Source organism: Psychrosphaera sp. 1_MG-2023 (assembly GCF_030548245.1).
Lineage (GTDB): Bacteria > Pseudomonadota > Gammaproteobacteria > Enterobacterales > Alteromonadaceae > Psychrosphaera > Psychrosphaera algicola.
Genome location: NZ_JAUORW010000013.1, coordinates 132416 through 155624, shown reverse-complemented (window position 1 = coordinate 155624; position 23209 = coordinate 132416). Strand labels below are relative to the sequence as shown.

The 23209-nt window shown below is 40.8% G+C and carries 22 protein-coding genes and 1 pseudogene; 17 read left to right on the top strand and 6 right to left on the bottom strand.

Annotated elements, in window-relative coordinates; all coding sequences use genetic code 11:
- On the bottom strand, positions 1-319 hold a 319-nt coding region (locus Q4575_RS13720; RefSeq protein WP_303523248.1), incomplete at its 3' end, for a helix-turn-helix domain-containing protein.
- Positions 320-417: 98 nt separating this feature from the next.
- A complete protein-coding gene (locus Q4575_RS13715; protein WP_303523247.1) occupies positions 418-930 on the bottom strand; it encodes a DUF922 domain-containing protein in 513 nt (170 codons plus the stop codon).
- 155 nt (positions 931-1085) lie between these two features.
- Between Q4575_RS13715 and Q4575_RS13710 the strand changes: the two are divergent.
- The 3 genes and pseudogenes from Q4575_RS13710 (at position 1086) to Q4575_RS13700 (ending at position 3380) form a co-directional block, all read left to right on the top strand.
- A pseudogene (locus Q4575_RS13710) lies at positions 1086-1493 on the top strand (GFA family protein).
- 81 nt (positions 1494-1574) lie between these two features.
- Positions 1575-2387, top strand: a complete 813-nt coding sequence (locus Q4575_RS13705; RefSeq protein WP_303523246.1) for a Rossmann-like fold-containing protein — start codon at positions 1575-1577, stop codon at positions 2385-2387.
- 6 nt (positions 2388-2393) lie between these two features.
- The gene (locus tag Q4575_RS13700; RefSeq protein ID WP_303523245.1) at positions 2394-3380 is read left to right on the top strand and encodes an NAD-dependent epimerase/dehydratase family protein; all 987 of its coding nucleotides are present in this window, start codon (positions 2394-2396) and stop codon (positions 3378-3380) included.
- On the opposite strand, the gene Q4575_RS13695 is transcribed toward Q4575_RS13700, so the two are convergent.
- Positions 3377-4891 carry a YifB family Mg chelatase-like AAA ATPase gene (locus Q4575_RS13695; RefSeq protein ID WP_303523244.1) on the bottom strand — a complete coding sequence of 505 codons (1515 nt, stop codon included), beginning with the start codon at positions 4889-4891 and terminating at the stop codon, positions 3377-3379. The genes Q4575_RS13700 and Q4575_RS13695 overlap by 4 nt on opposite strands.
- Positions 4892-5181: 290 nt before the next feature.
- On the opposite strand from Q4575_RS13695, the gene Q4575_RS13690 reads away from it, so the two are divergent.
- A complete protein-coding gene (locus tag Q4575_RS13690; RefSeq protein ID WP_215964161.1) occupies positions 5182-7419 on the top strand; it encodes an acyl-CoA dehydrogenase in 2238 nt (745 codons plus the stop codon).
- 384 nt (positions 7420-7803) lie between these two features.
- Positions 7804-8172 carry a DUF3718 domain-containing protein gene (locus tag Q4575_RS13685; protein WP_215964162.1) on the top strand — a complete coding sequence of 123 codons (369 nt, stop codon included), beginning with the start codon at positions 7804-7806 and terminating at the stop codon, positions 8170-8172.
- 50 nt (positions 8173-8222) lie between these two features.
- On the opposite strand, the gene Q4575_RS13680 is transcribed toward Q4575_RS13685, so the two are convergent.
- Positions 8223-9860 (bottom strand): M28 family metallopeptidase, encoded by a 1638-nt coding sequence (locus tag Q4575_RS13680; RefSeq protein WP_303523243.1) that lies wholly within the window; start codon positions 9858-9860, stop codon positions 8223-8225.
- 127 nt (positions 9861-9987) lie between these two features.
- Here Q4575_RS13680 and Q4575_RS13675 point away from each other — a divergent pair, with 127 nt between their 5' ends.
- Together Q4575_RS13675 and Q4575_RS13670 are read left to right on the top strand one after the other, a co-directional pair.
- Positions 9988-10479, top strand: coding sequence for a TlpA disulfide reductase family protein (locus tag Q4575_RS13675; RefSeq protein WP_303523242.1), 492 nt, complete (start codon positions 9988-9990; stop codon positions 10477-10479).
- 52 nt (positions 10480-10531) lie between these two features.
- Positions 10532-11119: an FMN-binding negative transcriptional regulator gene (locus Q4575_RS13670; protein WP_215964165.1), complete on the top strand. Its 588-nt coding sequence runs from the start codon at positions 10532-10534 to the stop codon at positions 11117-11119.
- A gap of 52 nt (positions 11120-11171) precedes the next feature.
- On the opposite strand, the gene hslO is transcribed toward Q4575_RS13670, so the two are convergent.
- Together hslO and hslR are read right to left on the bottom strand one after the other, a co-directional pair.
- On the bottom strand, positions 11172-12056 hold the full coding sequence (gene hslO / locus Q4575_RS13665) for an Hsp33 family molecular chaperone HslO (RefSeq protein ID WP_215964166.1): 885 nt from the start codon (positions 12054-12056) through the stop codon (positions 11172-11174).
- Positions 12057-12062: 6 nt separating this feature from the next.
- Positions 12063-12458: a ribosome-associated heat shock protein Hsp15 gene (gene hslR / locus Q4575_RS13660; protein ID WP_215964167.1), complete on the bottom strand. Its 396-nt coding sequence runs from the start codon at positions 12456-12458 to the stop codon at positions 12063-12065.
- Between the two features lie 182 nt (positions 12459-12640).
- Here hslR and gspC point away from each other — a divergent pair, with 182 nt between their 5' ends.
- The 10 genes from gspC to gspL all read left to right on the top strand — a co-directional run bounded on the left by gspC (position 12641) and on the right by gspL (position 23209).
- The gene (gspC, locus tag Q4575_RS13655) at positions 12641-13642 is read left to right on the top strand and encodes a type II secretion system protein GspC (RefSeq protein ID WP_303523241.1); all 1002 of its coding nucleotides are present in this window, start codon (positions 12641-12643) and stop codon (positions 13640-13642) included.
- Between the two features lie 113 nt (positions 13643-13755).
- On the top strand, positions 13756-15867 hold the full coding sequence (gspD, locus tag Q4575_RS13650; protein WP_252736876.1) for a type II secretion system secretin GspD: 2112 nt from the start codon (positions 13756-13758) through the stop codon (positions 15865-15867).
- Between the two features lies 1 nt (position 15868).
- Positions 15869-17455: a type II secretion system ATPase GspE gene (gspE, locus tag Q4575_RS13645; protein WP_303523240.1), complete on the top strand. Its 1587-nt coding sequence runs from the start codon at positions 15869-15871 to the stop codon at positions 17453-17455.
- A complete protein-coding gene (gene gspF, locus Q4575_RS13640; protein ID WP_303523239.1) occupies positions 17455-18675 on the top strand; it encodes a type II secretion system inner membrane protein GspF in 1221 nt (406 codons plus the stop codon). Before gspE ends, gspF begins: the two co-directional genes overlap by 1 nt.
- 32 nt (positions 18676-18707) lie before the next feature.
- A complete protein-coding gene (gene gspG / locus Q4575_RS13635) occupies positions 18708-19139 on the top strand; it encodes a type II secretion system major pseudopilin GspG (protein ID WP_272181248.1) in 432 nt (143 codons plus the stop codon).
- Between the two features lie 102 nt (positions 19140-19241).
- Positions 19242-19832 (top strand): prepilin-type N-terminal cleavage/methylation domain-containing protein, encoded by a 591-nt coding sequence (locus Q4575_RS13630; RefSeq protein ID WP_303523238.1) that lies wholly within the window; start codon positions 19242-19244, stop codon positions 19830-19832.
- Positions 19833-20240 (top strand): type II secretion system minor pseudopilin GspI, encoded by a 408-nt coding sequence (gspI, locus tag Q4575_RS13625; protein WP_272181251.1) that lies wholly within the window; start codon positions 19833-19835, stop codon positions 20238-20240.
- Positions 20240-20884, top strand: a complete 645-nt coding sequence (gene gspJ / locus Q4575_RS13620) for a type II secretion system minor pseudopilin GspJ (protein ID WP_303523237.1) — start codon at positions 20240-20242, stop codon at positions 20882-20884. The genes gspI and gspJ overlap by 1 nt, the downstream gene beginning before the upstream one ends.
- Positions 20884-21921 (top strand): type II secretion system minor pseudopilin GspK, encoded by a 1038-nt coding sequence (gspK, locus tag Q4575_RS13615; protein ID WP_215964174.1) that lies wholly within the window; start codon positions 20884-20886, stop codon positions 21919-21921. The genes gspJ and gspK overlap by 1 nt, the downstream gene beginning before the upstream one ends.
- Positions 21902-23209 carry a type II secretion system protein GspL gene (gene gspL / locus Q4575_RS13610; RefSeq protein ID WP_303523236.1) on the top strand — a complete coding sequence of 436 codons (1308 nt, stop codon included), beginning with the start codon at positions 21902-21904 and terminating at the stop codon, positions 23207-23209. Before gspK ends, gspL begins: the two co-directional genes overlap by 20 nt.

Sequence of the window (23209 nt, the reverse complement as noted above, 5' to 3'; positions counted from 1 at the left end):
GTATTACACTGTAGACATGACTTAGATTGAAACGGACATTAAATTCATTGTCGATAAAATCTCGAATATCTGAGCCGGTTAATCTCCCGCCTTGTTCAGACGTCGATCGTTTACTAATAAATTGGGTTAAAATTGCCAGCTGCTTACTTGTCAATTTTCTTGGGCGTCCGGATATAGGTTTGTTTTCTAAGCCAGCAAGACCATCGGCTAGGTAGTTTTGGACCCACAAGTTCACGCTACCTCTTGCGACATTAAGACGTCTAGCGATGCTTGTTCTACTTTCCCCGGCGACAAAATGGGAAACAGCCAATAATCTCATTCGTTTTCTTGCATTGGGCTCCTTTCTTGAAAGAGCTAATAGTGACTGTGATGTATGAGCCAATTTTCGAATATTCCACTATGATGAACCTAGCCATATTAGATCAGATATTTAACCAAAATGGTATTAAACGCTTCGGAGCCGTGTTCCCAGGTTAATTTTTCGAGTTCGTCACAGCTTCTAAATCCACGAATTGCCTTTAATTCAGTTTGTACTGTCTCTGTGATTTCCAGAGCAATTTTTTTATGACCTAGTTGATGTTTTTTAAGTGCGTCTTGATACTGTTCCCATGCTTTTTGTTCACTTGGATTTGCAAGGGGTTTATCTAGCGTTGGCAACGGGTACCGAATAGCCAACTGCATTTTTAAGTTTTTTAGTCGGCACTTTCTGCCATGACCACGGACGCTAAATTTCCAAGTAGATTTCCAAGTTTGACCGCCATGAAAAAGCTGATCATCTATCTGCACTTCAGGGTCTTCGATTATTTTATTAAAAATGTTTTGCAGTTGTTCAACGTTTATATTGTAAGGTTTGTCATTTTCGATAAGTTTAGTTTTTGCAAATACGCTGCTACTTGTGAGGAGAACAATAAATAATCCGTAAAGCTTCATTATATTTCCTTATATTAATTTTGTTTTGGATTATTACTTTAATTGAGACAAAATGAAGTTACAACGGAAGTTGGCATAATAAATAAGTAAAATGATGACGGAATGTAAATGTGCATTTTGTTGTTTTTCAATAACTAAATTAGTAGGAAGCTAAAATGAGCGATGTATTATCTGGTGGGTGTCTATGTGGTGAAGTTCAATTTGAACTTAAATCTGAGTTTAAGACGTTTTATCAATGCCATTGCAAACAATGTCAAAAGCTTACAGGCAGTGCATTTGCTTCCAACTTATTTACTTCTATTGAAAATATCAACTGGATCAAAGGTATAGATTCTATTAGTCATTTTGAAGACAAATAACGGGAATTCTCTAAGTCATTTTGTCGTCATTGTGGGTCTGCGTTGCCTTTTATCAATAAACGAAACACCTCATTAATAGTACCTGCAGGTAGTTTGGATTCGAAGATAGGAACAAAATTACAAGCCAATATTTTTGTTGCTGAAAAGGCAAGTTGGTCTAAGGACGAGTGCAACGCTAAAGACTTTGATGGTTTTCCGAGCTAATTAAAATTTAGCGCATTTTTTGAATTTGAAATAAGTTCTTCTTTTAAAGTGGGATAATGTCCCTGAGTTAACCCTATATTAATGATGATTTTAGAAAAAGACTGGCGAGTACTAACAGTTGGTGACGGGGATTTAAGTTTCTCTTTATCTATGATTAACAACGACTTTGTTAAACTTGTCACCCCAACCGTTCTTGATACAAAGGGTAAGGTTTTAGCAAAATATCAAACCAATGGGATCGGTGGTTTACAGCGACTGGATATTGATTGCAAATATCAGTTTGATGTTACCTCGCAGGACAGTTGGAAGTTGCTACTGCCGAACCACTACGATGTAGTGATATTTCAGTTTCCGCTGTTGCCCGCTGTTGGTTCCGAGCTGTCGTTCAATAATGGGCCTTCAATCAATATTAGAAACCGAATATTGTTGAGGAAATTTTTAATGTACGCTACAAAGTACGGCTTAAGGGAAGGCGGTGCTAATCTGATCTACATTACGTCAAAAGATGTAAAGCCATATATCGATTGGAATATTGAAACGACACTAATAGACAACTTGCCTTTAAGTTATTTAGGTAAGTCGGAATTTGATGCGGGACGCTTTACAGGCTATACCCTACGTAACGTCGATAGAGATAAGGTTATAAAAGGAACAAAAGCCTATACCTATGCTTGGTCTCCCATTGAACAACATACAATTAGTAATCAGCTAATTCAAAATATTGATTATACCAATACTGGCTGTCGTTATTGTAAAGCAGGACCTTTTGCGACCGAACAAGAACAGGCAGGTCATCTCAATTCGGCCAGACATAAGCGAATGATCGATTTCGAACAGGAATGGCGCGCGTATCTACGATGTGAGAATACAAAGTCTAAACATGAAGAAGGTTGAAATAGTATGAAACGTCATGCGTTAGTCACAGGCGGGAGTGGGTTTTTAGGCATTAATATTATATTGCAGCTAATTGAGCAGGACTGGCGAGTATCCGTGTTACACCGAAAAAGCTCTGATCTTACCGACTTGCAAGAACTAGATGTTAACTTGATTGTCAGTGACTTAGTGGATAAAGAAACACTCAAAATCGTATTTCCAGAGGATGTTGATGTCGTGTTTCATGTCGCAGGCGATACAAATATGTGGCAAAAGAATAACGATAGGCAATACCAAACTAATGTTGTTGCGACTGATATATTAAGTGAAGTTGCAATATTAAAAGGTGTAGGTCGATTTATTCATACGTCGTCAATATCAGCTTTTGGGTTTCACGACTCTGTAATTGATGAAAGCACGCCAAGTAAGGCACTTACTAGTGGTGTTAATTATCTGAAAACGAAATATTTAGGTGAACAACTGATTAAAAACAAAGTCGAACAGGGACGGCTCGATGCGGTGATTTTAAATCCGTGTGCAATCATCGGAAAATACGATCGGCATAATTGGGCACAGTTATTTTTAATGGTTAATGAAGGGCGATTGCCAGGCGTACCTAAAGGTGAAGGTTCGTACTGTCATGTATCAGCAGTCGCACAAGCACATATTAATGCAGTGGAAAACGGCAAGAAGGGTGAAAATTACATTCTTGCGGGTGTCGATCACAGCTTTTTAGACGTTGTAACAAAAATAGGGGTTATGTTAGATAAACCCACCCCAAAACGGACAGTGCCGGAACTTGTTTTAATGGCGCTTGGGAAGTCATCTTATTTGCTATCGTTAATTACAAACAAAGAACCCGACATGACACCTGAAAAGGCCACCATGGTTTCAAAACGGGTCGTGGCGAAAAGTGACAAAGCAGTACGCGATTTAAGTTACGACAACACGGTCACTGTAGAGTATATGTTAACAGACTGTTTTAACTGGTTAAAATCTAAAAATCTTATCTAGCTGATACGACGAATAAGTCGTTCTAAAGCCCGGTAACTTAACGCTTCGCTTAAATGTACTCGTTTTATTTCCTCACATTGTTCTAAGTCAGCAATGGTTCTTGCGACTTTAATGATCCGGTGAAACGCCCTAATACTCATTTTTAGTTTTTCTAATGTTGATTCCAAAAATTCTGAATCAGCCTCAGTTAATGGACAAAACTGATTAAGTTCTTTATTTGATAATAGCGCATTTGCTTTACCCTGCCGTCGCAGCATTAATTCTCTCGCTGCAAGCACATGTGCTTTGATTTCGGCACTTGAAACTTCATTGTTTGTGCTCGCCGTTAGCGTGCCTTTAGGCAGTGTCGGAACATCCACTTGTAAATCAATGCGGTCTAAAAATGGCCCTGATATTTTATTCAGATATTTTAAAATTTGATCGTGGGTCATTCGACCATCGTCAATGCTCCCCGTTGGGCTCGGGTTTAGAGCGGCCACGAGTTGAAAACGGGCTGGAAACTCTGCCTGTTGTGATGCCCGTGATATGCAAACTGATCCTGTTTCCATCGGCTCGCGCAATACATCAAGTACCTTTCGGTCAAATTCTGGCAATTCATCAAGAAACAAAATACCGTTATGGGAAAGACTAATTTCCCCGGGTCTCGGAGAACTACCGCCGCCCACAAGAGCGACACCGCTGCATGTATGGTGAGGTGAGCGAAAAGGGCGCTCAAATAAGTTGCTGGCAGTAACGGGCTTGCCACAAATAGAATATATGGCAGCGGTTTCTAGTGCTTCTTGTTCTGTCATTGTTGGCATAATGGTTGTCATTCGTTGTGCTAGCATGGATTTTCCCGTACCCGGCGGGCCAACAAAAAGTAGGTTATGAGAGCCTGCGGCGGCAATGGCCAAAGCCCGTTTTGCCGCAGCCTGGCCTATGACATCATTGAGATCTTGGTGGTTTATGGGGTGAAGTCCATTGTCTTCGGCTTGTTGCATATCAACATAGAGCTCAAGGTCTTGGCCATTAAGTTGCTGGTAAAGAGATAATAGGTTGTTTGTCGCTAATAACTTTATATTAGAGATCACACTTGCCTGTTGAGCATTCGATTCTGGTAGTACACACGTTCGACCCAGTTTTGCACATTGAATAGCCGTGGGTATTTCACCTATGATCGCGCGAATATCGCCCTTTAAACCAAGCTCTCCATAAAATTCGAAATCATGAAGTTTATCGGCGCGCAATTGTCCCGTAGCGGCAAGTATGCCAATGGCGATAGGTAAGTCAAAACGACCACCTTCTTTTTTCAGATCAGCGGGGGCTAAATTGACCGTAATTTTTGTTTGTGGAAATTTAAACTGACTATTAATTATTGCACTACGGACTCGATCTCGTGCCTCTCTAACAGAAGTCTCAGCTAAACCAACAATTTGAAATCCGGGTAATCCATTTGAAATATGCACCTCAATGACCACCTCTGGTGCATCAACCCCCCGTTTTGCTCGGCTATTTATCCTAGAAAATGACATTTTTTAATAATATTTTAACTTAAAAGTGATTTTCTTAGATTAAGACTGAATTAGTAAAATATGAACTGTACTTGCCAAAAACTGTACTATTTCAGCAAGATAAGCTTTGTAAGTGGATAAATAGTTGTATGTTTTTTATTCATTTGAGCAAATTTTATGTTGCATTATTGTCAAATATGAATAGACTGGTAAGACATCGTACCAGTTGAGCCGTAGATCAGCTATACTAATTAATCACGGCACAATTATTTTACTGATTTTCAGTTAACAGATAGATAAAGGGGCGGAACATGAGCCTAAGACAAAAATTCAAAAAAATTCTTCCAGAAATTTCTCGTACTGAGCAGGAAGCATTAGACGCAGGTGATACTTGGATTGAGGCCTCTATCTATCAAGGTAAGCCTGATTTCGATACATTGTTGCAAACAGCACCGTCAAAACTGACTGAAGAAGAACAAGCCTTCATTGACGGACCATTGTCTGAGTTGCTAATGATGTTAGATGATATGGAAGTACATGACAGTATCCATATCCCACCTCGTGTTTTACAATTTTTGAAAGACAATAAGTTTTTCTCATTCATTATTCCAAAGGAATACGGCGGCTTAGAATTTAGTGCTTATGCATCATCTACTATTGTTGCGTCTATTTCGACGAAAAGTAACCCAATAGCAACCACAGTAATGGTACCTAACTCGTTAGGCCCAGGTGAGTTATTAGCGCACTTTGGTACTAAAGAACAAAAAGACCACTATTTACCACGCTTAGTTGATGGTCGAGATATTCCATGTTTTGCATTAACTAGCCCAGAAGCAGGTTCTGATGCCGGTGGTATTCCAGATCGTGCGATTGTTACGAAACAAGTTGTCGATGGCGAAGAAGTTATTGGGTTAAGTTGTACCTGGGATAAACGTTATATTACGTTAGCACCAATTGCGACTGTCCTTGGTTTGGCTGTTAAAGTTTTTGACCCGGAAGGGTTATTAGGCGGCGAAGCAGACTTAGGGATCACTTGTCTATTACTTCCTAGCGATTATGAAGGTGTTGAGATTGGAAACCGTCATAAGCCACTAGGCGTTAATTTTTATAATGGTACGACACGTGGCAACGACGTATTTGTGCCGATGGATTTTGTTATCGGCGGCGAAAAAAATGTCGGTAAAGGTTGGCAGATGCTAGTTGCATGTTTAGGTGCAGGTCGTGGCGTTTCATTACCAGCAAACGGCTGTGCAACAGGCCATGCAGCACTTAAATCAACGTCTGAATACGCAGCAATTCGTGAACAGTTCGGCATGCCAATCGGTAAGTTTGAAGGTATTCAAGAGCAACTTGCGTTGATTGGTGGTTTGACATTTAATTTAGAAGCGATGCGTCACTTAGTGCTTAATTCGCTCGATTTAGGCTTTAAACCTTCAGTTATCACAGCGATTGCAAAATATCATATGACAGAAATGGGTCGTACGACTCTGCAAGCTGCAATGGATACGCAAGCGGGTAAAGCAATTCAAATGGGGCCAAATAACGTATTGGCAACAGCTTACTTTGCGACGCCAATTGGTATCACTGTTGAAGGCGCCAATATCTTAACTCGTAACTTAATGATATTTGGTCAGGGGGCAACTCGTTGTCACCCACATGTACAAGATTTGATCACTGCTATTCACTCAGAAGAGCCGGATGCAGACAAACAGTTTAATAAACTGTTTAAGAGCACAATCGGATACAGTATTAAAAACTTTTTCCGAGGCGTTGGTTCAGGTTATTTACCAGGTTTTGGTAAAGGCAAAAACCCAGACAAAATGGTTAACGAATTTGAAACTCGAATCAATCGTTTGTCAGCGATTCTTGCAGTGCAATCAGACTTTGCATTATTGGTGTTAGGCGGCGATTTAAAACGTAAAGAAATGCTATCTGCTCGTTTAGGTGACATGCTTAGCTATTTATTTATGGCGATGGGTAACATTAAGTTTTATACCCAAAGTGACAATCGTGAAGCGCTAAAACCATATTTCGAATACGGTACAACTTGGGCATTACAGCGTGCTGAAGAAGCGTTAACGGCTTATTCAGATAACTTCCCTAACCGTTTAGTTGCTAATTGGTTGAGTCTTAAATTAGGTATGCCATTTATGAGCAAAACTAAGGTATCAGACAAAATGATCACAACGTTGTCTGACGCAACGTTGAAAAACGACGGCGCTAAGAAAGAGTTAACTCACCTTGTTAGCATGAAAGGTCGAGATGGCTTTAGTGTTCTAACTGAAGCATATGAAGCTAAGCTTGCGGTTTTACCATTGCTGGATAAAATGAAACAAGCCGTTCGTGCTGGTAAACTGGTTAAACAGTTAACGTTTGAAGAACTTGTATTAGCAGCTGCTGAAGTTCACGTTATATCAGTTGATGAAAAAGACGAGTTACTTCAATACGACGTGAAACGTAAATTAGCTATCGCAGTTGACGAATATACGTTTGATATGGAGTTGTTGACCAATAACGGTGTCGATGAGCCAATTTTGAAATCTGCTTAATGTTTTCTCGACCCAAAAAAACGCAACTACGGTTGCGTTTTTTTTTGCTCGGTATCAAAACATCAATATTTTCGACCAATAGCCATTCCTCATTTTCAAATACACAAGTGGTGAATAGTTATCTGATTTAAGCGAATAACTATAAATATTAATTTTTAGTCCATTTATTTTTCTGATTTTTCGACCCTAAATGTAAAAAGTCTTTTGTCAGACCACTGGCCAAAATTCAGCCAACCTCTTGTGTTTATTCGATTAGATAAAAATTCATCTAATTGTAACGAAATAACTCGTTACATTCGTTCATAGAACATTAACAACCTTTTTCTCACTTTCCGCCACTATGTATATGCGACCTGGTAAAACACTATTTCTGAGGAGAAAAATATGGGTATCGTAAAATATGGAGTAAGCGTGATTGTATTGTCTATGACTTTTGTAGGTGCGAGTGTAGCGTCGGAATATGAAGCTGCTGACAATTCACCGGAAAGCCAATTGTGTTTGGCTGCAGCAACGGCAAGTAAATTTAAAATGCATCGACAGGTGGCGGATTTCACACCGACTGTTCTCACGAGTAAAAACTATCGTTTAGTTGCGAATAAGCTTTATTGCAACGGAATGAATGTGGCCGACTTCGCAAAATCAGCGGGTAACTTTGAAGTGGCAAACAAACTTATGTCATACCGAGATAACTTCGTTCAAATTAGAGATATTGCAGACCAACGACATGGGTCGGTTCATATCGGCAGTAAGTAGTATGGAACAACTCATATAAGCCGTCACTGGATGTGACGGCTTATAAAATGTTACTTAGAAGAACTAAATGTACGGCCAAAGAAGCTTTCTGGAAGCCATTTAGGCTTGTCGTCACTATTAGCGACAGCAAGACCAATACGAATGTTTACGTCGGCAAACATTTCAGCGGCATTATAGTTAATCGGTAAATCTAATGAGTCAGATGGTTGATGATAATGGTTAGCAAAAAAGTCGCCCCAAACTTTACCGCCATCTTCACCTTCTGTTTTAGATTTGAAACCGGTCATCAAAAATACTGACGGTATACCTTTTTTAACAAAGTTATAGTGGTCAGAACGGGTAAATATCGCTTGCTGTGGCATTGGGTCAGGACTTAGACCAATACCCAATTGACCTGCCGCTTGTTCTACGATGTCGCCCATTGTGCTGTGGTTTGCACCAAACGCGATAATATCGGCAAAATCATAAAGTAAAACAGGCATATCTAAATTAATGTTAGCCACCATCTGATTTAACGGAATTGTTGGGTTATTTGTAAAATAGTTTGCGCCTAATAGACCTTTTTCTTCTGCAGCCACAACGGTAAATAGTATTGAGCGACGAGGGTTAGATTTACTTAATACACGAGCGGTTTCTAATAACACAGAAACACCTGAGGCATTATCCATCGCACCGTTATTTATTCTGTCTTTTTTAGTCACATCCTGCGCAAAACCTATGTGATCTAAATGCGCAGTAAAGACAACATACTCATCTTTTAATTTCGGATCTGAGCCAGGTAAAACAGCAATAATGTTTGGAGCCGAGACTTCTTCATGGCGAGAATCTTTTGCTAAAGACAAAGTTGCGTTCAGTGGAAACCCTTTAATAGGTTTGTCGTCGGTATCAAGTTGGAAAATCTCTTCTAAGCTTTGCTCTGCATTTTCGAACAATACTTTGCCAGCTGAAAGATTAAAATAAGCGCCACCTTTTAATTGTTTGTATTCACCAAACGGCTCGTTGTTGCTATTTAACCATTTCATCGAAGGGACACGAAGGTAGTTAAGTGACGTAGTATAAGAACGTACTTTTTCACGTTTAGGTGTATGTAGCGTAACAAAACCCACCGCACCGCGCTCTGCAGCATAACGCTTCTTTTCTTTACTAGAAGCAAGATGAGCCCCTTCTTCAGAAGGCCAGCTTGTAGGGCGACCAGATAGGCTGACAACTATTTTGCCTTTAACATCCAGTCCTTCGTAATCGTTATAATCAAATTCTTCAGCGACCAAACCGTAACCAACAAAAACCGCTTTTGCCGAAACTGCCGTGTGAGCTGAATTCGCAGAGCCACCCATCATGTATTGTTCAGGGTAATCAAGCGTAACTTTTTTGCCATCAATTTCAATAACAGCATTTGTCGTTTGTTGATTTAAGTATGTTTTACGAAATGGAACTCGTTGCTGAAATGACCCTTCGTCACCAGCTGGCGATAAACCGATTTTTGTAAATTCTTTTTCAACATAATGTGCGGCTAGTTCGTAACCTCTGCTTCCTGTATCTCGACCTTCGAGCAGATCGTCCGCGAGGAACTCAAGATGAGCACGAATTAAGTTTTGATCAACGGAAGTTTGGGTTGAAGCTTCTGGTTCTTTATTGCCACAACTAACTAAAAGTGTGGTGAGTAGGCATGTCGCGAGTAATCTTTTCATAACGAACTTTTATAAAATTAAAAAGAGCATTTTACATTTTAATATCGGAGTGGAATATGTCATAAATAGTGCATAACCTGCAATGAATCGCATTTTTTGCCTAATTAACTGCCAAAAGAAGAAGATAATGAAATTAAAAATAGTGTTAATGGTTTTTGTATTTTTGTCAGGTTGTGGAAAAGCAGTAACGAAAGGAGAGCCCGCAGCGGCATTTTCGTTGTCTAGTTTAGTCTCAGATCAAACAATAACCCTGTCAGATTATAAAGGAAAAGTAGTCTACTTAGACTTTTGGGCAAGTTGGTGTAAACCCTGTATTGAGTCGTTTCCTAAATTAGATAAGTTGCATTCCAAATACAAAGATCAGGGTTTTGCGGTGATAGCGGTTAACTTGGACCAATCAAAAGATCTCGCACTAGCGTTTTTGCAAACCAATTCTGTTGGCTATCAAGTGCTCTATGATGACGGTGCTAAGGTTGCTGGCTTATATGACGTAAGTTCGATGCCATCGTCGTATTTTATTGATAAAAAGGGCATTGTTAGACTCGCTCATCAAGGATTTCGTCCTGGTGATGAAATTAAAATAGAGAAAGCAATACAACATTTGTTAGCTGAAAAGTAATCGATTGTACTATTCTTTATGAACAAAATTTTGGATTGAAAAAGGAATTGCTGTGTACGTACCTCGACATTTTAAACACGATATAGACGACAGCGTGTTTAAATTTATAGAAAATAATGGTTTTGCGCAGCTTATTAGTTCAACTAATAACTTACCAGAAGTTACCTTTGTACCAATATTACTAAATGCTGATAAAACTAAGCTCATTTGTCACGTCGCAAATCAAAACCCGCAGGCCAAAATTGAAGATGGTCAGATTGTTCTGGTTTCTTTTAGCGGTCCACACGGTTATGTTTCGCCTAGCTGGTATGAATCAGCCGGTGTGCCAACATGGAATTACCAAGCTGTAAATGTTTATGGGAAAGTGACTAAAAGTCGTGACCCTGAACGCTTAACGCAGTTAGTCAATCAACTTACCGACAAGTATGAACGATATTATGACGCGCCGTGGCAACCAGAGTATCCAGATAAAATGTTACGTGCCATCACTTTGTTGGAAATTGAAATCACAGATATTCAAGCAAAAAGTAAGTTAAGCCAAAACCGCAGTCGGGTTGACCAAGTTAATGTGATTAATGCGTTAAATAAAGAAGGCAATACCAAACTTGCGGAAGCGATGAAAAAAGAAAATAAACTGTAATTGAGTTCAGGAGCTAAAGCCTGAACTCAATTTTAAAGTGGCAATCGATGACCTAATTTATCGAATCAGGTTCTTCATTTGAAGCACTAAATACCGCTTCAACGTCAATACTGTCAAACAAATACGGTGTTAAACAAAACTGACAGATTATCTCGATGTTGCCACGTTCTTCGATCAACGCTTTTGCGTCTTCTAAAGTTAACTGGCGAATGGTATTAGCCGTTTTTTCACGGCTACAACCACATTCATAGGTAATTTCCTGTGGCGCAAACATTTCTGGATTGTCTTCATGATAAAGTCTGATCAGCACTTGTTCTGGCGGTAAGTTTAATAGCTCGTCATCTTTTATAGTTTGCGTTAGTGCTTCAAGATGATAGAAGTCATCTTTGGCTTTTTCTTCCACTGGAAGAACCTGCAGCAAAATCCCAGCGGCTTTATGATCACCACCTGAAATATCAGTCGCTAACCAAATTCGAGTTTGTAATTGTTCAGAACTGACAAAGTATTGCTCAACACACTCCATCAATGTCGGCTTATCTAATGCGGCAACACCTTGGTAACGCTCGCCATTTTTTGGCGCAATTGTGATGACCATTAAACCATTGCCAATAAGGTGTTGAATATCGCCGTCGGTAACATCGTCGCTGAATTTTGCCGTTGCTCGCAGTTGCTGGTGGTTATTACCATTTACTACAGCGTAACTTAAAGGGCCATCACCTTGAATTTGAACGCTAATCTCACCTTCAAATTTTAACATTGCGGTCATTAAACTCGTTACCGCTAACAATTCGCCCAATATACGCTTTACCGGATCTGGGTAATTGTGATTGGTAAGCATTGAATTAAAACTTTGATTTATTTGAACTAATTCACCACGTACATGGTACTTTTCGAATAAATAACGGTGTAACAAGTCTGGATTGTTTTGGTCTGTCATTTTGGCTTACTCAAATTTATCTGAATTTTTAAAATTAATTAGGGTGCGACGCTGTTTTTTGTCAGGACGTTTATCAGGACGAGGTGACATAGCGGCGCTAGAGCTTCGGGCAAGTTGTTGCGCTTCTCGATGGAGGATACTCGCGGGAGTTTCTTCATAAAGCGTTTGGGCTACCGTAAAGTTCTGACGTTTTTGTTCAACAACTTTAATTACAACAGTTTTTTCGTCATATCCTTGACGTAGCTTCACTTCTGCTCCAACCTCTACCGCCTTTGAAGCTTTACATCTTTGACCATTATAATGAACTTTTCCGCCATTGATCATGTCTGTAGCTACAGAACGAGTTTTGTAGAAGCGTGCGGCCCAAAGCCATTTGTCGAGACGTACTTTTGTTTCAGACATAATATGTAACTGTTAACTTCATGCAGGTATAAAAAAATTCCGGCAGAATGTAGCATAGTTAGTGATTTTCCGCTACTTGTAGGGTTATACTCTACGCGTTTTAAAGTAGTTCTTTTTATTCGTTTTTATTGATGATGGTGCATTTTTTTAAATTCTAAATACCATCCTAAGAGAGATTATTAATGGAGTCGTCTCGCTTTTTTGAGCAGCTCAATCGATTTTGGCAAAAAGTGCCACAACAAAAGCTAAGTATTTTGGTGACGATAATGTTGTTGCTATATTGCGCCAACATGGTTGCCAATATGGTTTGGCAACTGGTTCCTGTAAGTCCGAGTAAGGGCCAATTTGTCACAGTGAGCGGCATAAAGTCTAATGCGACGACTCAACAAGCGAGTCAGTTAGACATGTCTGCGTTGCTAAAATTAAATTTATTTGGTGACGAAAGTAAAGTACCAGAAGTTGTTAAACCAGTTGTAACCAACACCGATGCCCCAAAAACACGACTAAATGTGACGTTAACAGGGTTAGTCGCTGATAATTCAAGCAGTACCTCCCAAACGAGTGTGGCTATCATCGAAAGTGCCGGCAATCAGTCAACCTATGGAATTGGCGAAACAATTGATAAAACTCAAGCCAAAGTTGACCAGATTTTATTAGACCGTGTGATTTTATCTGTGAGCGGCCGATACGAGACATTAATGCTCGAAGGTATAGAATATTCAACAACTATCCCTGGCAGTGCCGATGAAATGGTTGATGAAACGTCAAAACTAGCAGATAGTCAGATTATTAAAGGGACTGCAAGGCCAACGGTTAAAAGACCTAAGGTCAAAGCCACGCCGAAAAAAATGGATAAGCGTGCCGATGTTGAATTGTCTAAATCGTTAAGAGAGCAACGTGAACAATTGTTCTCCGATCCAAAAAAATTAATGGACTACATCCGAATTCGTCCCGACAGAAAAGGCGGCGAATTACGCGGGTATAGACTGACACCAGGTAAAGATCCAAGCCTGTTTAAACAAGTTGGCCTAAAACATAATGATCTGGCCGTTAATATTAACGGGTTTGATCTCACCGACATGAAGCAGGCACTGTCTGTGATGCGCGAGTTGCGGTCGATGACAGAAGCAAGTATTACGGTGTTGAGAGAAGATACCACTGTAGAAATTATTTTGGCTTTATAGCCCCGGAGTTTGATGTAATGGGATTTGTTTCCACTGAGTACGTAAATTTAATGACGCGTACAGTTAAGAAAACCAAAAGTTTGGTTGTATCTGCTGTTTTTACAGTTGTGATAATGGTTTCTGCTGGTACCACAACAAATGTTTACGCTAACCAATATTCACCTAATTTTAAAGGGACAGACATCAACGAGTTTATCAATATCGTTGGTAAGATCCTGCAAAAAACCATCATCATCGATCCGTCTGTGCGCGGTAAAGTGAATGTTAGATCTTATGATTTGTTAACCGAAGAACAGTATTATCACTTTTTTCTAAATGTCTTAGGCGTTTATGGATTTGCGGTTATCGACATGGGCGACAATATTCTTAAAGTCGTTAAAGCGAAAGACGCTAAAACCTCACCGACGCCGGTCGTAGGTGATGAAGCACCTGGTGTTGGTGACGAAATGGTGACACGGGTTGTACAGGTTAAAAATGTATCTGTACGAGAACTTGCGCCGTTATTACGTCAGTTGAGCGATCAATCTGGCAGTGGTCACGTTGTTCATTACGACCCGTCAAACGTTATTATGATTGTGGGTGCCGCGGCAACTGTAAATCGCTTAGTTGAAATCATCAGCCGCGTTGACCGTGCAGGTGACCAAAAAGTTGAAATTATTCGTTTAGAATTTGCATCAGCAAGTGAGATTGTCCGCATTATTGAAAGTATTTATAAATCGGCTGGTAAAAAGGACCAACCGGATTTTCTTATTCCTAAAATCGTTGCAGATGACCGTACCAATAGCGTTATCGTTAGCGGCGAATTAAAAGCCCGTGAAAAAGTATCAGAACTGATTAAATTGCTCGATGCAGAATTAGAAACAACAGGTAATACTCGAGTTCATTATTTAAAATATGCTAAAGCAGAAGAAGTCGTTAAAGTATTGACCGGAGTGTCAGATTCATTAGCGGCAGACGGCAAAGGTAGCACGACAAAAACATCTTCTAGAAGCGCAAAACGTGACTATTCAATTCAAGCTCACCCTGATTCAAATTCATTAGTGATTAACGCTGAACCTGACATGATGCGTTCGTTAGAACAGATCATCCGTCAATTAGATATTCGTCGTCAGCAAGTATTAGTCGAAGCGATTATTGTTGAAGTATTTGAAAGTGACGGTATTAACTTAGGTGTCCAGTGGGGCAGCGAAGACGCTGGGTTTACTCAGTTCAATAACGGCGTAACACCACTAAGCAGTGTTGCTGGTGGCGCGTATGCCGCCCGTGACCAAGTAACCGAAACGCTTGTTGAAGGGTTTGACGAAAACGGCAACCTAAACACCACGCCTAAAACAACCACAGTACAGGGTGACTACACTGGTCTAGCTCAAGTGCTAAGCGGAATGACTGGTTTTGCAACTGGATTTGTTGACGGTGGCTGGGGCGCGGTAATCCAAGCGGTTCGTAACGATACTAAATCAAATATCTTAGCAACACCGTCAATTACCACATTGGATAATGAAGAAGCGTCTATCCTAGTAGGTTCGGAAATTCCAATCCTAACTGGCTCTGCGGCGAGTGGCAGCAATAACAATCCATTCCAAACGGTTGAGCGTAAAGAAGTTGGTATTAAATTAAAAGTGACACCACAAATTAATGAAGGTACTGCTGTTCAATTATTAATTGAACAAGAAGTCTCAAGTGTCAGTGGTGCAACTGGAGTGGATGTTGGCATAAACAAACGTTCAATTAAAACCTCAGTATTAGCTGAAGACGGTGCAACAATTGTTATTGGTGGCCTTATTGACGAAGACGTTCAAGAAAGTGTGCAGAAAGTACCTCTGTTGGGTGATATCCCAATTCTTGGCCATTTATTCCGTTCAACTGGCACAACCAAACGTAAACGTAATTTGATGGTATTTATCCGTCCTCAAATTATTCGCGACAGTTCAACCATGATTAATGAAAGTCGCCGCAAATATAACTTTATGCGTGGTGAACAACTTAAACGCGAAGATGATGGTATTTCATTAATGCCGTTCACGAGTCATCCTGTATTGCAGGACTGGGATGAAACATTAACATTGCCACCAAATTTTGAAGACTACATGGACCAACAGGACATGGATCCTCAAGGCCCTAGTCAAGATGGTGATGAAGAGCAGGGTATTGACCCTACCATGTTAGATGATGAGTCAGAACCGAGTGAGAATACGGGTTCAGGCAACACTAATTTAGGTCAATAACATGACAGCTGAAACAGATAACATGTCCCAAACTTCAGCTGAGCTTAATGAGTTAACACCTGACTCTGAAGCTGCTTTAGACGCAAGCGTTAATTTGGTTTCAAACGCTGAACTAAATGGCTTGAGATTACCGTTTGGTTTTGCCAAACGCTTTGGTGTCATGCTGTCGCATGTTGAACAAGATACACCAAAATTATTATTAAAGTCTGACACTAATTTTGACGCTTTAATGGAAGTACGACGGGTTATTGGTCGTGCATTGCCCTATCAGATTGTTCAACCTGATGTTTTTGATCATGAACTTGAACAAGCTTATCAGCGTAACGCTTCTGAAACGCAGCAGTTAATGGAAGACATTGGCAACGAAGTTGACTTGTTTTCTTTTGCAGAGGAGTTACCAGGTACTGAAGATTTACTTGAAAGCGAAGACGACGCGCCAATCATAAAATTAATCAATGCGACCTTATCGGAAGCGATTAAAGAAGGTGCCTCTGACATACATATCGAAACTTTCGAAAAACAACTTGTTATACGTTTTCGAGTCGATGGTGTGTTACGAGAAGTGTTATCACCAAATCGTAAATTAGCCTCGTTGTTAGTATCTCGTATTAAGGTTATGGCGCAACTCGATATTGCTGAAAAACGTGTTCCTCAGGATGGTCGTATATCCCTTCGTATTGCGGGTCGTGCGATTGATGTTCGTGTTTCGACAATGCCATCGGCTTATGGCGAACGGGTTGTAATGCGTTTGTTGGATAAAAATAACGCTCGATTAAACCTGCCTGATTTGGGGATGGATAAAACCAACGAAGCCCACTTTGCTGACTTACTGCGTAAACCCCACGGAATTATTCTTGTTACGGGACCAACCGGTTCTGGTAAAAGTACCACCTTGTACGCTGGACTGTCAGACATTAACAGCAAAGACAGAAACATTTTAACAGTCGAAGATCCGATAGAGTATGAACTGCAAGGCATTGGTCAAACGCAGGTTAATACTAAGGTGGACATGACCTTTGCCCGCGGACTCAGAGCCATTTTACGACAAGACCCAGATGTCGTTATGATAGGTGAGATACGAGATCTAGTCACTGCTGAAATTGCCGTTCAAGCCTCACTTACCGGTCACTTAGTTATTTCAACGCTACATACCAATACCGCCACTGGCGCGATTACTCGAATGGAAGACATGGGCATTGAACCTTTCTTATTATCTTCGAGTTTATTAGCGGTATTAGCGCAACGACTAGTCCGAACATTGTGTTCAGAATGTAAAGTGCCTTATTCACCAGATGCTGCAGAATTAGCTTTACTAGGTTGGTCTGAGGATCATGAGGGCAGCTTGTATCATCCAAAAGGATGCGATAAGTGTAATTTCTCCGGTTATCGCGGACGAGTGGGTATCCATGAATTATTAATTGTCGATGAACATGTAAGAGAACTGATCCACAATGGTCAGGGCGAACAAGTTATTGAAAAATATGTACGTAAGATCACCCCAAGTATACGAGACGACGGCTTTGCTAAAGTTACCGCAGGTGTTACTACATTAGAAGAAGTGCTGCGTGTTACGCGTGAGGACGAATAATGGCGGCGTTTGAATACAAAGCACTTGATGGCAAAGGCAAAACCAAAAAAGGCATTTTGGAAGCGGATACAGCAAAACAAATTCGCCAGCAATTGCGTGAAAAAGGGTTAGTGCCGCTTGAAGTCACTCAAGCAAGCCAAAAAGAAAAACAAACAGCAGCCGGAATTAGCCTCTTTCAGCCTAAAATATCCGCCAATGATTTGGCCCTTATCACTCGCCAATTAGCAACATTAGTAGGTTCTGCGCTGACCATTGAAGCCGCATTATTAGCGGTTGCTGAACAATGTGACAAACCAAGATTAAAACGTACCGTAATGGCCATTCGCTCCAAGGTAGTAGAAGGTTATACGCTTGCCGATGGGATGAAAGAATTTCCATATATCTTTGATCATTTGTTTCGCTCTATGGTGGCCGCAGGTGAAAAGTCAGGGCATTTAGACGAAGTATTAAATCGCTTAGCCGATTACACCGAACAGCGTCAGGCAACCAAAAGCCAGCTTACTCAAGCAATGATTTACCCACTGATGTTGACCATATTTGCGATTGGCATCGTCTCGTTTTTATTAGCGTCAGTGGTACCACAAATTGTTGGCCAGTTTGTTGACTCTGGCCAAGCTTTACCCGGCACCACTCAGTTTTTATTAGATGTCAGTGATTTTATCATTGCTTACGGCTTTACTATGGTCATCGCCATATTAGCTTTGTTGATTTTTGCTCAGCGCATGTTGCAAAGGCCCTCAGTGAGATTAAAGTTTGATCGGTTATTATTGAACTTACCGCTTATTGGCAGAGTCGTATTAGGGGTTAATACTGCTCGCTTTGCTCGAACATTAAGTATATTAACGTCAAGTGCCGTTCCTATTTTGGAAGGTATGATGATATCTGGCGAAGTGTTAACAAATAGTTATATCAAAAAAGGGGTGAAAGACGCCTCAGATAATGTTCGAGAGGGTTCGTCTTTAAAAGGGTCGTTAGATCAAACCAAAATTTTTCCTCCGATGATGTTACACATGATTGGCAGTGGTGAAAAATCCGGTGAATTGGAACAAATGTTAGGCCGTGCCGCTGACAACCAAGACAACGAAATGGATGCAACATTAAAGATAAGCCTCGGCTTATTAACACCGTTAATCGTCTTAGTGATGGCGGGCATGGTAATGTTTATTTTAATGGCAATTTTGCAACCAATTATGGAAATGAACAATTTAGTTGGGTTATAAAATTTCAGGAGTAGAAAGTGAATAGGTCTCATATGAAACACAACAAACAAAACGGCTTTACCTTATTAGAAGTCATGATCGTAATAGCTATTTTAGGCATGATTGCGGGCATGGTTGTACCAAACTTAATGGGGTCTACGGATGATGCAAAAATTCAGAGTACGGCAATTGAAATCCGTAACCTAGAATCAACGTTAGACATGTACAAATTAAAAGCAGGTCAATACCCAACAACAGAGCAAGGTATGGAAGCATTAGTGACAATGCCTGAAATGGAGCCTGTACCACGTAATTATCCTGAAGATGGCTTTTTGAAAAAAGTCCCTGTGGATAAATGGGGTAATGAATATCAGTTGATCTCTCCAGGAGAGTTGGGCAAATACGACTTATTCTCTATGGGGCCAGACGGCGAAGCCGGTACTGATGACGATATTGGTAACTGGAACGCTGACGAGTTTTTATAAACCAAACTCGTTGTAACCGTTATACGCAGGGCTTGTCTTACGATAGGCCCTGTTTTGTCTCAGATAAAGTTATTTATTTCGCAACACAACATAGGTAGTTCAGTGCATAAAAGTAAAGGGTTCACATTGTTAGAACTGTTGCTTGTTATCGTTGTGATCGGTTATTTGGTCACTATGGTACGTTTGCCTTCGCTTGCTCCGGATCCCTTTGAACTCACCGAAAAACAAGCGGCTCGAATGACCCACTTGGTAAATTTAGCGTCGGAATATGCGGTATTAAATAATATGCAATTGGGACTGGCTGTCACCGAAGACCGTTTTGCATTTTTAGTCTTTGACGGTGAAGCCTGGCAACCATTCCAAGAACCGCCTTTTGATATCAAACCTCTCGACGAATATGTTCGTTTAGAGTTGATCCTCGACGGTTTATCGTGGCAAGAAGACAACCTATTGAGTGCTGTTGAATTTATTGATGAAGAACGCCTAGAGCAACTGCAGGAACTAGATCCAGAAGAGCAAAAGCTCGCGATACCACAAATTTTTATTTTGTCGTCGGGTGAAATCTCCCCATTTGATATTACCGTTGAATTTGACGATGGTTTTGCCAACCCAGTAAGCTTTCTTATCCGTGGTGAATTTACTGCGCCGGTGAGAATGTATGACCCGTTACAGCAGTTGGCGTTGGATAACTAAATGAACTCAAGCCAACGTATGCGACGTCAATCATCACAGGGCTTTACCTTAATTGAGCTGTTGCTCGCCCTTGCCATTTTTGCCTATTCAGCCGGGGCAATCATGAAGTTGGTCGGTCAATCTGCAAATAACCTAAGCCAAATTGAAGAAATGACCTTTGCTTCTTGGGTCGCTAATAATCGACTAGCTGAGCTGCAAGCCTTGCAGGTTTGGCCGCCAAAAAATAACGAAAAAGGCGAAGTCGAAATGGCAGGTAAACTGTGGTTTTGGCAGCAAGTTGTAGTGGAAACAGAAGACAAACGCTTACGCCAAATAACGGTGTCGGTCGGCTTAGATAAGTCGATGGCTACAAGCATTCATCAATTGAGTACGTTTGTTAGTGAAAATAAAGCGAAGGAGACCCAATAATGGTCTCCTTAAAGCAAAATAGAATGAGCCGAGGCATTGCTCAGCTTGGTTTTACCCTACTCGAAATGTTGTTAGCCCTAGTGGTATTTGCAATGTTAGGTATGGCCACATATTCAGTTTTGCATAACACGGTTAATAGCCACGAAATTATAAAGCTTAGAAATGAGCAACTTACTGAGTTACAACGAGCCTTTGTGATCATCGAATCGGACTTTGTGCAGTTAGCGCAGCGTAAAGCAAGAGTTAACGGTGAAGAACCAAGTGAAGCCTTGTTTATTGCTCAGGAGTATCTATTTGAGTCCGAGGGGATTGGATTTGCTTTTGTCCGGGATGGTTGGACAAACCCAGCAATGGTATTACCAAGAAGTGAACTGCAACCGGTTGTGTATCGTTTATTCGAAGGCCAGTTACAGCGTTTATACTTTAATTTTGTCGATGCTAATTACGGTGCTGAACTTCGCATTCAACCGTTGCTCAGCGAAGTAGAAACAATGACGTTGGAATACTTTGATGGCAAAGAGTGGCAGGAGTCATTAACTGAAAATAGTTTGCCACCTTTGGTTAAGTTAATTATCGAATCGAAAGTTTACGGTAAAATTGAACGTATTTTTCCTTTGATAGCAAAAACGCAGGTGGGATCGTAATGCACCTGAAAAAGCAAACTAAACGAAAGCAAAAGCAGGGCGGATTAGCGTTAATTACCGTCATGCTAGTTATTTCCTTGTGTGTTGTATTAGCGTCGGAAATGATGTCGCTGCAAAGCTATCAAATAAAACGAGTGTCTAATCTATTTGAACGTCAACAGGCCTATTGGTATGCGATGGGGTCAGAGCACTTTGTCAAAGGTCTGTTATCGGGTATCGCAGAAACAGACAAAGGGGTGATTAATCTATCGCAAAGCTGGGCAATGGAAGGCATGAGTTTTCCGGTCGACAATGGCTTAATTGAAGGCGAAATTATTGACCTTAACAGCTGCTTTAATCTAAACAGTTTGTACGACAAAAGCGTTGACAAGGACCAGCTTAAATTTCGTAAAGATGTGTTTGTTCGCTATTTAGAAAACCTAGATATATCAAGCGAACTCAGTCTTGATGATTTAGCCAATAACTTATATGACTGGCTCGACCCAGATGACTACGCCACTGAAGCGGCGGGATATGACGGCGATATGTATGCGTCGTTAGCGTTTCCCTACCTCAGCGGCAATAGTCCACTGGCCCATGAAAATGAATTACGTGTTATATACGGTTTTGACGTAGTGGTTATGGCTCAGTTGCAAAGGCGATTTTGTGTTATTCCGCAAAGCAGTAGCTTTGAATTTAACATCAATACGATGAAAAAAGATGAGAGTGAATTACTCCGAGCAATTTTAAACATTGATGAAGCCAAGATTGAATCAATCTTGGAACAAAGACCCGAAGAAGGGTTCACTGACATAAACGATTTTTGGGCGTTGTCTGAAATGAAGAACATCAAAGGCGTCACCGCAGCAAATAATTATTTTACGGTGAAGAGCAAGTTCTTTAAACTGATTACAAACGCATATTATAACGATATGAAGTTCGCATTAACGAGCGTTATACAGCTGGACGACAAATACAATACGTATGTGATTGGTCGTCGCTTTGGAGGAAAAGTTGAGCGAGAAGCTAATCCTGAGGATGAGCAGCCAACCAACTAGTACAGTACCTTGGATAGTGTATTCTGATACGACTAATGAAGTTATTGTTTCCGGTGAATTGGAACATCAAAGTGAATTATCAACCCTAGCGCAGTACGCTCAGGGCAGACAAGTAACCGTTTTAACTAATGGTGCTGACGTGCGTCTGCATTGTCATTATATGGCCACAAAACCAAGTCGCCAAATCATCAAGGCGTTGCCTTATATGTTGGAAGATGAGCTTGCTGAGGACATTGACGCGTTGCACATAGCCACCGAAGACATGGGCTTTGATAAAGCGCTTAACAAACATTGGCTTAATATTGCCATTGTCAGTAAATCGTTGATCAAAACATGGTTGGACGCCCTTAATGATGCAGGTATCCCTGTTAAACGGATCATCCCAGAATCCCTTTGCTTACCGTTTGAACAGAAAACTGACGCACCACTGATCACAACTTTACAAATTGGTAATGGTTGGATTTTCCGTGAGAATGTTTGGCAGGGCACTTTTGTCGAATCTCAGTGGTTGCCGATTTATGTTGCACGACTCGTTGCTAATAACGCTAATGCAGCCGAAAATTCGAACGAAGGTAAAGATGGGGTTGCCGACATTGATGGATCAGAAGCTGATTCGTCAATTTTAACGTTAAAGCCGTTTACGCCATTGCCGGAAGATGTCATTGCTGAATTGGCCCTAAACGCCAATATTGAATTATCAGACCCTGAACCTGAACTGCCGATGTTGGTGTTAGCAAAAGGTGCCGAGCAAGTTAAATGGAATTTGTTACAGGGTGATCTTGCGCCGAAAAAGCAAATCAGTAAAAACTGGCAGATCTGGAGCACGGTTGGCGTTATGGCGTTAGTGATTTTCTTCTTGGAAATCGTCGCAAAAGGCGTGAGCTGGCATAACAAAAGCCAAGAGTTGGTGGCTAAAAAGGCCGAGTTAGTCACAATGTATCAAGCCGCTTTTCCAAAAGAAAAAGTGCGTGTTGCGCTGTTAAAACGTCAACTTACTAAAAAAGTCGCAGATGTTTCGGGTGGCGTTGTCGCGGATAACTCAGGTTATTTGCAACTTATGTTGAAGCTAACGCCTGTGTTACAAAAGCACAGCAGTGTTATTGCTGAGTCATTCCGATTCGAAGCAAGCCGCGGTGAGTTGCGGATAAGCGCCTCGGCACCAACCTTCCAAAAATTTGAGCAATTCCGGATAGGCCTTGAACAGCTTGGCTTAGATGTGAAACAAGGTGCAGTGAGCAATGAAGGCAACCTTGTTTCAGGAACCATCAACGTGAAGGAGGTAGAGTAA

Excerpts from the sequence above, each read along its gene's own strand:
- Q4575_RS13715 (WP_303523247.1), bottom strand. The coding sequence starts at position 930 with ATGAAGCTTTACGGATTATTTATTGTTCTCCTCACAAGTAGCAGCGTA.
- Q4575_RS13705 (WP_303523246.1), top strand. The coding sequence starts at position 1,575 with ATGATGATTTTAGAAAAAGACTGGCGAGTACTAACAGTTGGTGACGGG.
- Q4575_RS13700 (WP_303523245.1), top strand. The coding sequence starts at position 2,394 with ATGAAACGTCATGCGTTAGTCACAGGCGGGAGTGGGTTTTTAGGCATT.
- Q4575_RS13695 (WP_303523244.1), bottom strand. The coding sequence starts at position 4,891 with ATGTCATTTTCTAGGATAAATAGCCGAGCAAAACGGGGGGTTGATGCA.
- Q4575_RS13690 (WP_215964161.1), top strand. The coding sequence starts at position 5,182 with ATGAGCCTAAGACAAAAATTCAAAAAAATTCTTCCAGAAATTTCTCGT.
- Q4575_RS13685 (WP_215964162.1), top strand. The coding sequence starts at position 7,804 with ATGGGTATCGTAAAATATGGAGTAAGCGTGATTGTATTGTCTATGACT.
- Q4575_RS13680 (WP_303523243.1), bottom strand. The coding sequence starts at position 9,860 with ATGAAAAGATTACTCGCGACATGCCTACTCACCACACTTTTAGTTAGT.
- Q4575_RS13675 (WP_303523242.1), top strand. The coding sequence starts at position 9,988 with ATGAAATTAAAAATAGTGTTAATGGTTTTTGTATTTTTGTCAGGTTGT.
- hslO (WP_215964166.1), bottom strand. The coding sequence starts at position 12,056 with ATGACAGACCAAAACAATCCAGACTTGTTACACCGTTATTTATTCGAA.
- hslR (WP_215964167.1), bottom strand. The coding sequence starts at position 12,458 with ATGTCTGAAACAAAAGTACGTCTCGACAAATGGCTTTGGGCCGCACGC.
- gspC (WP_303523241.1), top strand. The coding sequence starts at position 12,641 with ATGGAGTCGTCTCGCTTTTTTGAGCAGCTCAATCGATTTTGGCAAAAA.
- gspD (WP_252736876.1), top strand. The coding sequence starts at position 13,756 with ATGGTTTCTGCTGGTACCACAACAAATGTTTACGCTAACCAATATTCA.
- gspE (WP_303523240.1), top strand. The coding sequence starts at position 15,869 with ATGACAGCTGAAACAGATAACATGTCCCAAACTTCAGCTGAGCTTAAT.
- gspF (WP_303523239.1), top strand. The coding sequence starts at position 17,455 with ATGGCGGCGTTTGAATACAAAGCACTTGATGGCAAAGGCAAAACCAAA.
- gspG (WP_272181248.1), top strand. The coding sequence starts at position 18,708 with ATGAAACACAACAAACAAAACGGCTTTACCTTATTAGAAGTCATGATC.
- gspI (WP_272181251.1), top strand. The coding sequence starts at position 19,833 with ATGAACTCAAGCCAACGTATGCGACGTCAATCATCACAGGGCTTTACC.
- gspJ (WP_303523237.1), top strand. The coding sequence starts at position 20,240 with ATGGTCTCCTTAAAGCAAAATAGAATGAGCCGAGGCATTGCTCAGCTT.
- gspK (WP_215964174.1), top strand. The coding sequence starts at position 20,884 with ATGCACCTGAAAAAGCAAACTAAACGAAAGCAAAAGCAGGGCGGATTA.
- gspL (WP_303523236.1), top strand. The coding sequence starts at position 21,902 with ATGAGCAGCCAACCAACTAGTACAGTACCTTGGATAGTGTATTCTGAT.